This is a genomic window from Amycolatopsis sp. EV170708-02-1 (assembly GCF_022479115.1).
Taxonomy (GTDB): Bacteria; Actinomycetota; Actinomycetes; order Mycobacteriales; family Pseudonocardiaceae; genus Amycolatopsis.
The window spans coordinates 6,972,212-6,984,877 of sequence record NZ_CP092497.1 but is presented as its reverse complement, the minus strand read 5'-3'; the positions used below and the strand labels follow the sequence as shown (position 1 = coordinate 6,984,877).

The following is a 12,666-nucleotide window of genomic DNA, read 5'->3' as shown; positions in this document are numbered from 1 at the left end:
AACGCGAGTGGCGGCCGGTTTCGTACGCGTGCTCGACGGAAAGTAGCCGACCGATCGCGGAATCCGTTGCCACGTGACCCATTCGCCCCGCCGCCCGCACGAAGGACGCGGCCGACTCACCACCCGAACGGTGGAACGCGTTCCGAGCGGGCGTGTTTATGTTGGGGCCTTGGGGGTGTGCGTGAGGGGACGGCGCCGTGGTGATCAGGGTTCTCGTGGCCGAAGACATGCACATAGTCCGGGGGGCGCTCGTGGCGCTGCTGCGGCTGGAACCGGATATCGAAGTGGTGTCCGAAGTGGCGTCGGGTGACGAGATCCTCCCCGCCGCACGGGTTTCCCGCACCCAGGTGGCGATCATCGACATCGACCTCCCCGGCAAGGACGGGCTCACCGCGGCCACCGAACTCCACGAGCAGCTCCCGGAGGTCAGGACCCTCATCCTGACCAGCCTCGGCAGGCCCGGCACGCTCCGCCGGGCACTGGCGGCCAAAGTGAGCGGCTTCCTGCTGAAGGACGCCCCCGCGGAGAAGCTCGCCAACGCCGTGCGCGGGGTGGCGGCCGGACGGCGGATGGTCGACGGCGATCTGGCCCTCGCCGCCTGGGACACCGTGGAATGCCCGCTGACCCCGCGGGAGATCGACGTCCTGCGGCTGACCGCCGAAGGCCGCGACACCCTGGAGGTCGCGGCGAAGGCCTTTCTCTCCACCGGAACCGTGCGCAACTACCTGACCACGATCGTGTCGAAACTCAACGCACGCAACCGCGTCGACGCGATCCGGATCGCCAAGGAGTCGGGCTGGATCTAGGCCGTGTCCTGCAAGTCTTGTTCGCGGTCTTCGCGCCCAAGTGGTCCCTGACGGCACGGGCGGATGCGGCCGAGTACGACCCGGTACGAGGCCGATCCGCCCGCACCGCCAGGAACCACCTGGATCACGAAGCCCATCGAACAGACTTACAGGACACGGCCTAGACGGGCACCACGGCACGCAGCCGGAACCGCCCGTCGGGCTCGACCCCGGCGGTCAGCTCCCCGCCGAGCCCGGCGACCCGGTCGGACATATTCGTGATGCCGCTGCCCGGGGCCTCCACCCGCACCGGCTGCTCCGGCTTCGGCGGCCGCCCGTTCACCACGCCGTCGTTGACGATGTCGAGCGCGACGCCGTCGCCGGTCCGCCGCACGGCGATCTCGCAGCGTTCGACCTTGCTGTGCCGCAACACGTTCGTCACGCCTTCGCGCAGCACCACGGCCAGCACGGTCCGCACCGTCGTCGGCAGGTCGTCGTGCTCGATCTCCAGCCGCACCTGGACGTCGGCGGCCACCAGGACCGCCTGCGCCGACCGGGACTCCTGATCCAGCGAGAGTTCGCGGTAGCCGCTCGCCACCGACCGGACGTCGCTCAGCGCCTGCCGCGTCAGCCCGAGGATCTCCAGCAGCTCGTCGGAGGCGCGATCGGTGTCGATGTCCATGATCCGGCTGGTCAGCTCGCTCTTCAGGGCGATCGCCGAGAGGCTCATCCCCAGCAGATCGTGCAGGTCGCGGGCGAACCGCAGCCGCTCCTCCGCGACCGCGACCTCGGCGAGGCGTTTCCTGGTCTCGCCCAGTTCGGTCACCAGCCGGATCAGCCAGATGAGCCCGAACACCATCAGCCCGGTGTTCAGGATGGACGCGAAGGTGTAGAAGCCGCCGAGGAAGTCGGTGCCGTAGGCGATCCGGATCGCCACCACACCGGCGGCGGTCACGGCGAACGCCGTCCATCCGGCCAGCGGCGGCAGCACCAGCAGGGCGGTGCCGGCGAACAGGCTCGGCAGGCTCACCCACGCGCTCCCGAGCGGGATCAGCGGCAGGAAGATGAGACAGGCCTGCACGAACAGCAGCGCGTAGCTCTGCCGCGAGCGCAGCCGGACGTTCGGGCGGGCGAAGTAGGACAGCTGCAGCGTGGTCAGCGCGGTGAGATAGCCGGCGATGAGCGCGAGGGACCAGCCGTCGTCGGTCAGCATGAACGCCCTGGCCATCGCGGAGAGGCTGAAGACGATGAAGACCACCGTCATCGTCCACTGGACGTTCCTGGCGTCGATCCGGGACCAGTGCCCCGACGCCTCGGCCAGCGCCGTCTCGGTGGGCTCGGCCTGTTCGGGCACCGGGAGTTCGGCGTGCAGCCGCCACCGGCCCGCCGGGTCGGGGCCCGCGCTCAGCTTCCCGCCGTGCCCGGCGACCTCCTCGGTCACCTCGCGCAGGCTCTCGGCCGTCTCCTCGGGGACGTCGTCGTGCGCCGTCCCGTCGTGCACGATCTCCAGCGCGACCCGGCCGCCGTTCTCGCGCACGGTGATCTCGCAGTGCTCGACGCCGGTGTAGCGGAGCACGTTCGTGACCCCTTCTCGCAGCACCTTCGCCAGCAGGGTGCGCAGCTTCACCGGGAGTTCGACCTGCTCGAGGTCGACCCGCACCGCGACGTTCGACGCCGAGAGCAGCGACACCGCGGTCCGCGACTCCTTGTCGAGCGACAGCTCCCGGTAGCCCCTGGCCACCGACCGCACGTCGGACAGCGTCCGCTGGGCGATCCCGGTGATCTCGGCGAGCTCCTCACGCGCCCTGGTCAGTGACTTCCGCAGCAGCCGGTGCACCAGCTCGCCCTTGAGGGCGATCGCGGACAGGCTGAGGCCGAGCAGGTCGTGCAGATCCCTCGCGAAGGCCAGCCGCTGTTCTGCCACGGCGCGCCTGGCCAGCTCGGTCCTGGCCTGGTGCAGTTCGGTCACCAGCCGCGCGAGCCAGGTCAGCAGGTACACGACCAGGGCGTAGAGGACCGCGGTGACACTGTCGAACACCGCGCCGAGCCAGGTCTCGTCGTAGGTCCAGAGGATCCAGATCGTGCCCGCCATGAACACGGTGAACACCGTCCAGCCCGTCCGCGGCCGGAACAGCAGCAGCGCGCTGCCGGCCGCGAGGGTGGTCAGCGAGCTCAGCGCCGCGTCGAAGTGCAGGGTCGACAGGAACGCGAGACACGCCTGCACCGCCAGCATCACCTTCGCGAGCCTGGTGTCGAGCCGGACCGCCGGCCTGCTGAAGTACAGCAGCTGGATCGCCAGCACGGGCCCGACGTACAGCACGGCCAGCAGGCCCTGCCAGAAGTCCACCCCGGGCCGGAACAAGACCGCGAGGAGACCGAAGAGGCAGGAGTTGACGAAGACGACGGTGATGATCAGCGCGGCGAGGAACAGCGCCCGCCGCGGACGCCGGTCGACTCCGGCGGTACCCAGCGGTTCGGCGGTCACCGCGAGCTGATCCGGCACAGGCACCCCAGTGGTAACAGAAGACGTCGTGATCCTTGTCGTGCTGCCCCCTTGCGACGGCCGAGGCCGTCGCACGACCTCCATCGCCGTGTGATTCGGATCCTAACCCATCTTCGTTACCCCGGTTCCCGCTTCCGTGACGGCGGGGAGGATGATCAAGGAGACGTTTTCCCGCACCGGGACAGGGAAATCCCGACGGTCACCCGCACGGGTGTGGGGCGTTCGGACCACGCGGGCGGTCGCGGAACACGCCACGATGGAAGACGTGGGTTCCACTTTGTACGCCACCCGGGGTGCGCCACGCGGGACGGGCGCTCGCGGCGGCGGGGCGCCGGTGGCCCTAAGCTCTGCGCATGGCCAGGTATTTCGACGTACATCCGGAGAATCCGCAACGACGCGCGATCGGACAGGTCGTCGACATCCTGCGCGAAGACGGGCTCATCGCGTACCCGACGGACTCCTGTTTCGCCCTCGGCTGCCAGCTGGGGAACAAACAGGGCATCGACCGCATCCGGAGCATCCGCAAGCTCGACGACCGCCACCATTTCACCCTGGTGTGCCAGGACTTCGCCCAGCTGGGCCAGTTCGTGCACGTGGACAACGCGGTCTTCCGCGCGGTCAAGGCGTCCACACCGGGCAGTTACACGTTCATCCTCCCGGCCACCAAGGAGGTTCCGCGCCGTCTGCTGCACGCCAAGAAGAAGACCGTCGGCGTGCGCATCCCGGACCACGTGGTCACCCAGGCCCTGCTCGGCGAACTCGGCGAGCCGCTGCTGTCGAGCACGCTGCTGCTGCCCGACCAGGAGGAGCCGATGACCCAGGGCTGGGACATCAAGGAACATCTGGAGCACGTGGTGGACGCGGTGATCGACTCCGGCGACTGCGGGGTCGAGCCCACCACGGTCATCGATTTCTCGTCGGGCGAGCCGGAGATCGTGCGCCGGGGCGCCGGCGACACCGCGCGCTTCGAGTGACGCGCGGGGCCGGCCTCTCCGGCCCCGCGCGCCGGCGGTTCAGTGCGTGACGAGCCCTTCGGCCTTCGACGGCGCCGAGGGGATGTGGAACAGCCTGGTGAACAGCTCCAGCATCGCCGGTTCGCCCTTGATGGCCACCGCGCCGCAGGTGAGCGCGCTCGCGGCGTCCATCTCGCCGTTCAGCAGCTTCAGCACGACCGGGCCGCGCGGCTCGATGACGAGGTCGGGGTTCGGGTGCGGGCCCTCCCCGGCCGTCATGGCGCCGTCCTCGACCACCGCGTGCACGATCATCTGATCGCCGTAGTGCAGTTCGAACGCGCAGTCGATGCCGCGGGCCGCGTCGGGCTGGAACGTCGTGTACAGCGACAGGATGGCCGCGTCGAGGGTGAACAGGTCGTCGGCGGCCGGGTCGGTGAGCGAACGGGCGCCCCACAGGCCCAGCTGCAGCAGGATCTGGTCGAGGTCGTTGCCGTACTCGGTCAGCTCGTAGACCACCCCGGCGTCGAGCTGCGAGAGCACCCGGCGCTGGACGACCCCGTGCCGTTCGAGTTCGTTGAGCCTGGTCGACAGGATGCTCGTCGGGATCTTCGGCAGGCCGTGCTGGAGCTCGTCGAAGCGCTTCGGCCCGAGCACGAGGTCGCGGATCACGAGCAGGGACCAGCGTTCCCCGATGATCTCGAGCGCGCGGGCGAGGCCGCAGAACTGGCCATAGGTGCGAGCGGTCATGCTTGACTCCTCAGTTTCCTTGATCTGGTGGTGGCGGGTGGTGCTCGGTCAGCGGACCGGATGTCCTTCGGAGAGCAGTTCGCGGTGCAGCTCTCGCAGTTCGGCGCAGGGTGTCACCCCCAGTTCGTCCTCGAGCCTGGATCGCAGCCACTCGTAGGACGCCAGCGCGTCGCTGCGCCGCCCGCTGAGCCCCAGCGCGCGGATCAGGTGGGCGTGCAGGGTTTCGTCGAACGGGTCGGCGGTGGTCAGCGACCGCAGCACGCCGAGCATCTCCCGGTGCCTGCCCGCCCGGATCTCGGCCTCGATCCACAGGTCGCGGGCGTTGCGCCGATGCTCCAGGAGATAGACGGTGTACGCGGCCAAGGTCGGTCCACAGTGGATGTTCGCCAGCGGGGGACCGGACCACAGGTCCAGCGCGGTACGGAACGCGTGCGCGGCCGCCGCGTTGTCGCCCTCGGCCAGCAGGTCGCGGCCGAGCCGGTGGAGCCGCTGGAACTCCGACACGTCCACCACGCCGGCGTCGATCTCCAGCCGGTAACCGGGGGAGCTGGTCACCAGGATGCCGCCGGTGCCGCCGGGGTCGAGGTGACGGCGGAGGTGGTGGACGTAGGTGTGCAGGGTCCGGCGGACACTGCGCGGGGGCGCGTCGTTCCACAGCTCGTGGACGAGGGAGTCGACGTGGACCGTCTTGCCGGGACGGATGAGCAGCATCGCCAGCAGTTGCAGAAGTTTCGGCGTGCTCGGCGCGCGATCGGCACCGCCGATGTGCAGCTCGAGTGGCCCCAGCAGCCTGGCCGTGTCACCCGGTTCGATGGTCATCGCGTGCATCCCTGCCCCTCCGGCGGACTCCCCCTCGATGACGGTGACAGAGGCGGAACCTTCGGAACAGTGCCGGAAACACCCGGCGGACCATGATTTCTTCGTTGCGCCGTATGCGATCGTCACGACCTGGCGCGATGAACCGGTTGTGGCAAAAGAGAAGACGCGGAACGGGTCAGAGCCAGTCGGAATCGGTGGCGATGCGAATGGCGTCCACCCTGTTGCGGGCGTTGAGTTTCGTGACCACGGTGGCGAGATAGTTCCGCACGGTCCCCGGCGACAGGAACAGCTCCGCCGCGATGTCGGCGACCGTGCGCCCGTTCGCCGCGAGGCGGAGGATCTCGGCTTCCCGCGGGGTCAGCGGGCAGTCTTCCGTTTCCCAGGCGGACAACGCCAGTTCACTGTCGATGACCCGGCGGCCGATGGCGACCGAACGGACGGCGTTGGCGAGTTTGTCGGCAGGCGCGTCCTTGAGCAGGAAGCCGTTGACCTTCGCGTCGAGCGCGCGGCGCACGGTGCCCGGACGGCCGAGCGAGGTGAGGATCAGCGTGCGGACGCTCGGAAGTTGCTGGCAGAGCTCGGAAGCGGCCGCGAGCCCGTCCTTGGCTGGCAGATCGATGTCGATGATCGCGACGTCCGGGAGATACTCCGCGGCCATCGGAAGGATCTTGTCGCCCGAACAGACCTCGGCGACGACCTCGATGTCCTGTTCGAGGTTCAGCAGAGCGACCAAGGCGCCACGGACCATGTGCATATCCTCGGCCAATAGGACTCGGATCACTCCGACCTCCTCTTCCCCAGAAACGCGCTAACTCTCAGTGTACATAGCAAACCCGGAAGAGTGAATCGGAATCGCACGATACAAGGTTGCGCTTTTCCCGGCGGCCTGCCCGGCATGATCAATGTGCCGATGAGCTGCGACGATGGTACGGCTTCGAGGGTGCTGAAACTGCGAGCGATCGATTACTCGCTGTCAGGTCAGAAGAAGGTAAAATTGCTACCTCGAGTGGTTTTCATTCCCCGATGAGTACGTTCCATTCCGGTGAATCGGTTCGGCGAACGGGTGAACTCTCTCCTTTTCGAAGGCGGCGATGGACTGTTCGGCGGTACCGGCGCCGGCCTCGATCGGACGTCGATCGCGGCATGGTCTCCTCGGCACGAGCCGGTTCGCGCGAAGCCGCCACTATCCACAAAGGACGTATGATGAGCTCATTGCTGGGTGCCCTGCGCAAGGTCATGTTCGCGCCTTCGCTGGCTTCGGTCGGCTTCGAGGGGCGCGGCTTCGGAGTGCCGCGGACGCCGTCGACCGCCCGGCTGGAGTCGATCCCGCAGTCGGTGGTGTGCGGCTTCGAGTGGGGGATCGCCGCCCCGGAGCTGTGGGAGGCCGAACGGCGCCTGGACATGGTCGAGCCGGAGATGCGCGGGTTCGCCTACGAGGGCGCGGCGATGGCGTTCACCATCCTCGACGTCATGCCCGGCGGCCGGAAGGACCGGACGGCCGAACTGATGCGCGGTCCCGGTCTCCCGCACGTGTTCCTGACCTACATCGGCATCGGCTTCGCGATGGCCCGGCTGCCCCGGCCGCTGTGGAAGAAGGTGCTGCCGGAGCTGGACGGCGTGCCGTTCCATCCGACGATGAGCTGGCTGGCCGTCGACGGCTACGCCTTCGACCGCGCCTACTTCGACACGCGCAAGTGGGTCGACGAGCAGTTCGTCCCCAAGCCGTACCCGTGGGCGGGTGCCCCCGCGTACTTCCCGCGCGCCTGCGATCAGGGCATCGGGCGCGCGCTGTGGTTCATCAACGGCGGAGACCCGGTGAAGGTCGCCGCGGCGGTGAACCGCTTCCCGGCCGGACGCCGCCCGGACCTGTGGAGCGGGGTGGGGCTGGCCTCGACCTTCGCGGGCGGCTGCGACCGGCCAGGGTTGGTGAGGCTCCGCGAGGCGGCGGGGGAGCACCAGGACGAGCTCGGGCTCGGCGTCGTCTTCGCGGTGAAGGCGAGGACGTTCTCGTCGTTCGTCCCGCCGCACACGCGCCGCGCCGCCCGCGCGCTCGCCGGGCTGAGCATCGAGGAGGCCGTCGAGCTGGCCGACTCGACCGAGGTCACCGAAGACGCCGCGGACGGGACGCCCGCGTACGAGCTGTGGCGGCAGAACATCCGGGACGGGCTGGCCCCTTCGGCGGGCCGGCTGTCCGCCTGAGGCCCCGTGGACGTCGGGAAAGGGTCGTTCAAGACGTTTACCGTCCTGAACGACCCTTTCCTGGCAGCCGGATGAGGGTCAGGCCGCGCGCTTGACCGGCTCCGGCCGGTGCCGCAGGTCGGGCAGCGCGAGCAGGACCGGCGGGTCGAACAGGCGTTTGGGGCGCATCCGCAGGTCCGCGAGCCGCGCGGTGACGCCCGGCTCGACGGTGATCGGGCCGTGGTGCCCGGTGTAGCCGGTACCGCGGCGCGTGAGCGGGCCGGTCACGCAGTGCGCGACCAGATGCCAGTCGCCTTCCGGGACCTCGGTCAGCTGATAGGGGCCGGGGGCGTCGATGACCGTGTACCGCACGGGCGCGCCCTCGGGGATCCGCGTCGGGAAGAGACCGACGAAGACGAGGCCGGGCGAGATCTCCGGCGGCGCCGACACGAAACCGCGGACGATCGCCCGCTTCGGGCCGGGACGGGGCTCGCCGGCCAGACGGCGCTGGAAGCCGCCCTGCCGCCGGTACGCGGAAGGGGACAGGCCGACGCGGCTGCTGAACCGCGTGCTGAAGGTGCCGACGCTGTTGTAGCCCACGCGGTGGCTGATGTCGGCGACCGTGATCGAGGTGGTCAGCAGCAGGCGCTTGGCCTCGTCGAGCCGCAGCGCGGACAGGAACCGGCCGGGCGAGACCCCGGTGGCCTGCTGGAACACCCTGGTGAAATGGAATTTGCTGAAGGTCGCGGCGCGGGCGATGTCGTCGATAGTGAGCTCTTCGCCCAGTTTCTCGTTCATGGCCCCAATGGCTCGCTCCACGGCTCGCCGGACAGTCTCATCCATTGTGCCGTCCTTTCGCTCGAGGAATTCTGGCATGCTTTGCGGTTTCCGACAGTAGTGTTCGCCGCCGCTTCTCCTGAAGTGCTTGATTCACCGCCGGATATGGATTCCTGTGTGCGACGGCGTGAAAATTTCACGGGGTGGGCGAGCATGCGAAAACCATGGTCCACCGGTGGTGCGCGCACTGGATCCTGGTGGCCGGTGGCCGCAGAATTCCTGGTAGCGCATTCACGCCGGAACCCCCCCGGCCGTGTTGGCGCGGTCCGAAGAACGTATTCCCGCGGCAACACAGAACCGGCCCTTGACCGCGTCCCCCGCGGCGGTCAAGGGCCGGTTTCCATTTCGCGGAACGAGTGTGTGAGGATAGTATCGTCGGCTCGTGGGGCGAGACGCAGGCGAAAGGCAGATGGGGTCGATGATCAAGGTCCTGGTGGCCGAGGACATGCACATTGTCCGGGGGGCCCTGGTCGCGCTGCTCGGTTTGGAACCCGACATCGAAGTAGTCGCCGAATGCGCCAGCGGCGACGAGATCCTCCCGCTCGCCCAGTCCGCGCGCCCCGACATCGCGCTGATCGACATCGACCTGCCCGGCAAGGACGGGCTCACCGCGGCCGCCGAACTGCACGAGCAACTGCCCGGTGTCCGCACACTGATCCTCACCTCGCTCGGCAGCCCCGGGACCCTGCGGCGTGCGCTGGCGGCGAAGGTCAACGGTTTCCTGCGCAAGGACGCGCCCGCCGACAGGCTCGCCAACGCGGTCCGCGGCGTCGCCGCCGGACGGCGCGTCGTCGACGGCGACCTGGCGCTCGCCGCCTGGGACAGCGAGGAATGCCCGCTCACCGCCCGCGAGATCGAAGTGCTCCGGCTGGCGTCGGTCGGTTCCGACCCGACCGAGATCGCCGCCGAACTGTTCCTGTCCGCCGGCACCGTGCGGAACTACCTGACGACGATCGTTTCGAAGCTCAGCGCCCGCAACCGGGTCGACGCGGTGCGGATCGCGCGCGAGTCCGGCTGGCTGTGACGCCGGCCCGCCTACCGGGCCGGGACGTTCATCGTCGCGTGGGCGAGATCCGCGGCGAACTCGCCGGGAGAAGCCGCTTCCGCGAGCAGCCGGCGTTGCCGGGCCGCACCGGTCCCGTGGTCGAACAGTGAGTCCAACCCCCGCTCGACGTCTTCCGCGTCGCCCGCGGCCGTGAGCGCCGGCCGGACGAACTCGACGAGTTCGCCGAGCAGTTCGCGCTGATCGGCCTCCCGGCCGGTGAAGACGTCGATACCCGGCCCGTCGAGACCGCGGCGCGCGGCGGCCGTCAAGGCGGCGTCGATCCGGGCACCGCGGGCCCGTGGCGGTCTCGCCGTCGCGGCGCAGGTCGCGACCAGCCCGCGCACCAGCGCCGCGAGGAGCACGGCGTCGTCGACGGCCAGGCAGACGTCGGCGATCCGCACCTCGACCGTGGGATGCCGCGGGGAAAGACGCGCGTAGAAGTACACGCCCGCCGCGTCGAGGGCGGCGCCGCGGCGCAGGGCCTCCCCGACGCTCCGGTCGTACGCGGCCGCGCCGGACCATTCGTCGGGTGGTCTCGCCGTCGGCCAGCGGTCCCAGATCGGGAAACGCCTGCTCGACCAGCCGGAATCGGCGCCGTTCTCCACCGGGGAGTTGACGCTGAGCGCCAGCAACGGGGCGAGCCACGGCCGCAGCCCGGCGAGGACCCGAGCGCCGAGATCCCGTGACGGCAGGCCGACGTGCACATGACAGGCGCAGGTCCCGGCCTCGCCGATCAGCTCCGGGAACGCCTGCGCCATCCGCCGGTACCGGGGCTCGGGCGTGAGCGTGTCTCCCCGCAGCCCGCCCGGCGGGACCCCCGACGCCACCATCAGGCAGCCGCCGGCTTCCGCCGCCGCCGCGACGATCTGCCGCAGCCGTGTCAGTTCCGAGCGCACCTCGTCCAGGCCGCGGCAGACGCCGGTCGCGGTCTCGATCTGGAACCGCATCAGCTCACCGGTGACGTCCGGCCCGGGGCCGAGGTTTTCGAGAAGTTCGGGCGCGCGCAACGCGACCGAGCCGTCCACCGGGTCGAGCAGGACGAACTCTTCCTCCACCCCGAGGGTGTGGTTCATGCCGTCGACCGCCATGGTTCCCCGTTCGTGGGTTTTCGCCGGTGAGTCTCTTGAATCTGCCCCTTCGGACGCGGCGAGGAAAGGGCCGGTGTGCTGAACTTCGTTGCGGCGAAAGTGTTTCGCGGCCTCACGGACGGTCTAGTCTCGGTTCATGATCGATCTCTATCCAGCCGTCGAGCCGTACGACAAGGGACTGCTCGATGTAGGTGACGGCAACGTCCTCTACTGGGAGACCTGCGGGAACCCCGCCGGGAAGCCGGCGGTCATGCTGCACGGCGGCCCCGGACAGGGCTGCACGCCGGGGATGCGGCGGATGTTCGACCCGGCCCGCTATCGCGCGGTCCTGTTCGATCAACGCGGCTGCGGCCGCAGCACCCCGCACGCGAGCGACCCGGCGACAGACATGCGGCACAACACGACGGATCACCTCGTCGCCGACATGGAACGCCTGCGGGAACACCTGGGGATCGAACGCTGGCTCGTCACCGGTGGCTCGTGGGGCGCGACACTCGCGCTCGCCTACGCCGAACGATTCCCGGAGCGGGTCACCGAGATCGTCCTCAGCTCCATCAGCACGACGAGGCCGTCCGAGATCGACTGGCTGTATCACGGCGCCGGCCGGTTCTTCCCCGAGGAATGGGCCCGTTTCCGCGGCGACCTTTCCGGAGATCTGGTCGCCGCCTACGCGCGGCTCCTGGAGGACCCCGACCCGCGTGTGCGGATCGAGGCCGCCCGTTCCTGGTGCCTCTGGGAGGACACCGTGCTGTCACTGGAACCCGGCGCCACCGTCCACAATGGTCCGATCGGCGAATGGGAACTCGCGTTCGCGCGTATCGTCACGCATTACTACTCCCACGCCGGCTGGCTGGAACCCGGCGCGCTGATCCGCGACGCCGTCCTGTTGCGGGACATTCCCGGCGTGCTGATCCACGGGCGCCGCGACCTGAGCTGCCCGGTGAACACGGCCTGGGAACTCGCCCGCGCCTGGCCGGGCGCGGAGTTGTTGATCGACGACGATTCGGGCCATCATTCGAGCGACGTGAAGCGGGCCTGGAAACTCGCGGCGCTGGACCGGTTCGCGTCGGCTGTGTCCTAGGAAATCAAGCGATCCCTGACCTGCCGCAGCTGAGCCGTGCTCGCTCCTCCTTTCGTCAGGTAAGTGAACGCGCCGCCGTGGCGGGCATCCAGATGGGCCAGGGTGCGGAGGATCGTGTCGCCGCCGCATCCTTCCGTGAGCGCGTAGTCCGCGGCTCTCAGCGTGAGCACGCCCGTCCGGTCCCGCCCGGCACTGCAGTGCACCGCGAGCGGGCCGGGCGGAGCTTCACTCAACTGAACGAAGACGCCGGTGATCTGACGTCGGTTGTCGTCGAGCATGGTGCGGTACGCGTCCGGCATGGTGGTGCCCTGCTCGGCCAGTTCGGCGATCAAGGGTGCGTTGCGGTAGACGGCATCGTCCGCGAACGGGCTGGGCTCCTGCGCGGTTTCCCACGCCCACCGGAGGTCGAATATGCGACCGATCCCCGCGGCGCGGACCGCGGCTATTCCCTCGGCGGTCAACCGATTGTGGCTGTCGGACCGGAGAAGCGCGCCGAAACGCGTCCGACGGCCGTCTGCCGCCGGCAGCCCGCCTACGTCGCGGCCGTTGAGGCAGCCGGGCCAATCGAGCTTCATGAAGCGACTCCTTGTTTTGTCGGCTCTTCCGAGCTTAGGCGGGATCGGCCTATGT

At 69.3% G+C, this 12,666-nt stretch carries 12 protein-coding genes; 5 read left to right on the top strand and 7 right to left on the bottom strand.

Features of this window, described 5'->3' with window-relative positions; all coding sequences use genetic code 11:
- The first annotated feature begins 197 nt into the window (after positions 1-197).
- Entirely contained in the window at positions 198-806 is a 609-nt protein-coding gene (locus tag MJQ72_RS31760) for a DNA-binding response regulator (protein ID WP_081976077.1), read from the top strand.
- Positions 807-966: 160 nt separating this feature from the next.
- Here the strand turns inward: MJQ72_RS31760 and MJQ72_RS31755 are convergent, their stop codons facing one another.
- On the bottom strand, positions 967-3,288 hold the full coding sequence (locus MJQ72_RS31755) for a sensor histidine kinase (RefSeq protein WP_240594686.1): 2,322 nt from the start codon (positions 3,286-3,288) through the stop codon (positions 967-969).
- A 353-nt stretch (positions 3,289-3,641) separates the two neighbouring features.
- Here MJQ72_RS31755 and MJQ72_RS31750 point away from each other — a divergent pair, with 353 nt between their 5' ends.
- On the top strand, positions 3,642-4,262 hold the full coding sequence (locus tag MJQ72_RS31750; protein WP_125695428.1) for an L-threonylcarbamoyladenylate synthase: 621 nt from the start codon (positions 3,642-3,644) through the stop codon (positions 4,260-4,262).
- 39 nt (positions 4,263-4,301) lie between these two features.
- Here the strand turns inward: MJQ72_RS31750 and MJQ72_RS31745 are convergent, their stop codons facing one another.
- The 3 genes from MJQ72_RS31745 to MJQ72_RS31735 all read right to left on the bottom strand — a co-directional run bounded on the left by MJQ72_RS31745 (position 4,302) and on the right by MJQ72_RS31735 (position 6,588).
- Positions 4,302-4,988, bottom strand: coding sequence for a helix-turn-helix domain-containing protein (locus MJQ72_RS31745; RefSeq protein ID WP_016332244.1), 687 nt, complete (start codon positions 4,986-4,988; stop codon positions 4,302-4,304).
- A gap of 48 nt (positions 4,989-5,036) precedes the next feature.
- The gene (locus tag MJQ72_RS31740; RefSeq protein WP_240594685.1) at positions 5,037-5,816 is read right to left on the bottom strand and encodes an AfsR/SARP family transcriptional regulator; all 780 of its coding nucleotides are present in this window, start codon (positions 5,814-5,816) and stop codon (positions 5,037-5,039) included.
- Between the two features lie 166 nt (positions 5,817-5,982).
- Positions 5,983-6,588, bottom strand: a complete 606-nt coding sequence (locus MJQ72_RS31735; protein WP_037347757.1) for a DNA-binding response regulator — start codon at positions 6,586-6,588, stop codon at positions 5,983-5,985.
- Positions 6,589-7,010: 422 nt separating this feature from the next.
- Here MJQ72_RS31735 and MJQ72_RS31730 point away from each other — a divergent pair, with 422 nt between their 5' ends.
- Complete coding sequence (locus tag MJQ72_RS31730; RefSeq protein ID WP_240594684.1) at positions 7,011-8,006, top strand: DUF1702 family protein; 996 nt, start codon at positions 7,011-7,013, stop codon at positions 8,004-8,006.
- Positions 8,007-8,084: 78 nt separating this feature from the next.
- On the opposite strand, the gene MJQ72_RS31725 is transcribed toward MJQ72_RS31730, so the two are convergent.
- The gene (locus MJQ72_RS31725; RefSeq protein WP_240594683.1) at positions 8,085-8,783 is read right to left on the bottom strand and encodes an AraC family transcriptional regulator; all 699 of its coding nucleotides are present in this window, start codon (positions 8,781-8,783) and stop codon (positions 8,085-8,087) included.
- A 457-nt stretch (positions 8,784-9,240) separates the two neighbouring features.
- On the opposite strand from MJQ72_RS31725, the gene MJQ72_RS31720 reads away from it, so the two are divergent.
- Complete coding sequence (locus MJQ72_RS31720) at positions 9,241-9,846, top strand: DNA-binding response regulator (RefSeq protein ID WP_043848645.1); 606 nt, start codon at positions 9,241-9,243, stop codon at positions 9,844-9,846.
- 11 nt (positions 9,847-9,857) lie between these two features.
- Here MJQ72_RS31720 and MJQ72_RS31715 read toward each other — a convergent pair whose 3' ends face one another.
- A complete protein-coding gene (locus tag MJQ72_RS31715) occupies positions 9,858-10,955 on the bottom strand; it encodes a glutamate--cysteine ligase (RefSeq protein WP_240594682.1) in 1,098 nt (365 codons plus the stop codon).
- Positions 10,956-11,091: 136 nt separating this feature from the next.
- Here MJQ72_RS31715 and pip point away from each other — a divergent pair, with 136 nt between their 5' ends.
- Positions 11,092-12,036: a prolyl aminopeptidase gene (gene pip / locus MJQ72_RS31710; protein ID WP_240594681.1), complete on the top strand. Its 945-nt coding sequence runs from the start codon at positions 11,092-11,094 to the stop codon at positions 12,034-12,036.
- Here pip and MJQ72_RS31705 read toward each other — a convergent pair.
- Positions 12,033-12,611 carry a tyrosine-protein phosphatase gene (locus MJQ72_RS31705; RefSeq protein ID WP_240594680.1) on the bottom strand — a complete coding sequence of 193 codons (579 nt, stop codon included), beginning with the start codon at positions 12,609-12,611 and terminating at the stop codon, positions 12,033-12,035. The two genes, pip and MJQ72_RS31705, sit on opposite strands and share 4 nt — an antisense overlap.
- Between the last annotated feature and the right edge of the window lie 55 nt (positions 12,612-12,666).

What these genes read in the sequence shown, in the direction of transcription:
- MJQ72_RS31750 (WP_125695428.1), top strand. Translation starts at nt 3,642, where the DNA reads ATGGCCAGGTATTTCGACGTACATCCGGAGAATCCGCAACGACGCGCG.
- MJQ72_RS31745 (WP_016332244.1), bottom strand. Translation starts at nt 4,988, where the DNA reads ATGACCGCTCGCACCTATGGCCAGTTCTGCGGCCTCGCCCGCGCGCTC.
- MJQ72_RS31740 (WP_240594685.1), bottom strand. Translation starts at nt 5,816, where the DNA reads ATGCACGCGATGACCATCGAACCGGGTGACACGGCCAGGCTGCTGGGG.
- MJQ72_RS31730 (WP_240594684.1), top strand. Translation starts at nt 7,011, where the DNA reads ATGAGCTCATTGCTGGGTGCCCTGCGCAAGGTCATGTTCGCGCCTTCG.
- MJQ72_RS31725 (WP_240594683.1), bottom strand. Translation starts at nt 8,783, where the DNA reads ATGAACGAGAAACTGGGCGAAGAGCTCACTATCGACGACATCGCCCGC.
- MJQ72_RS31720 (WP_043848645.1), top strand. Translation starts at nt 9,241, where the DNA reads ATGATCAAGGTCCTGGTGGCCGAGGACATGCACATTGTCCGGGGGGCC.
- MJQ72_RS31715 (WP_240594682.1), bottom strand. Translation starts at nt 10,955, where the DNA reads ATGGCGGTCGACGGCATGAACCACACCCTCGGGGTGGAGGAAGAGTTC.
- pip (WP_240594681.1), top strand. Translation starts at nt 11,092, where the DNA reads ATGATCGATCTCTATCCAGCCGTCGAGCCGTACGACAAGGGACTGCTC.
- MJQ72_RS31705 (WP_240594680.1), bottom strand. Translation starts at nt 12,611, where the DNA reads ATGAAGCTCGATTGGCCCGGCTGCCTCAACGGCCGCGACGTAGGCGGG.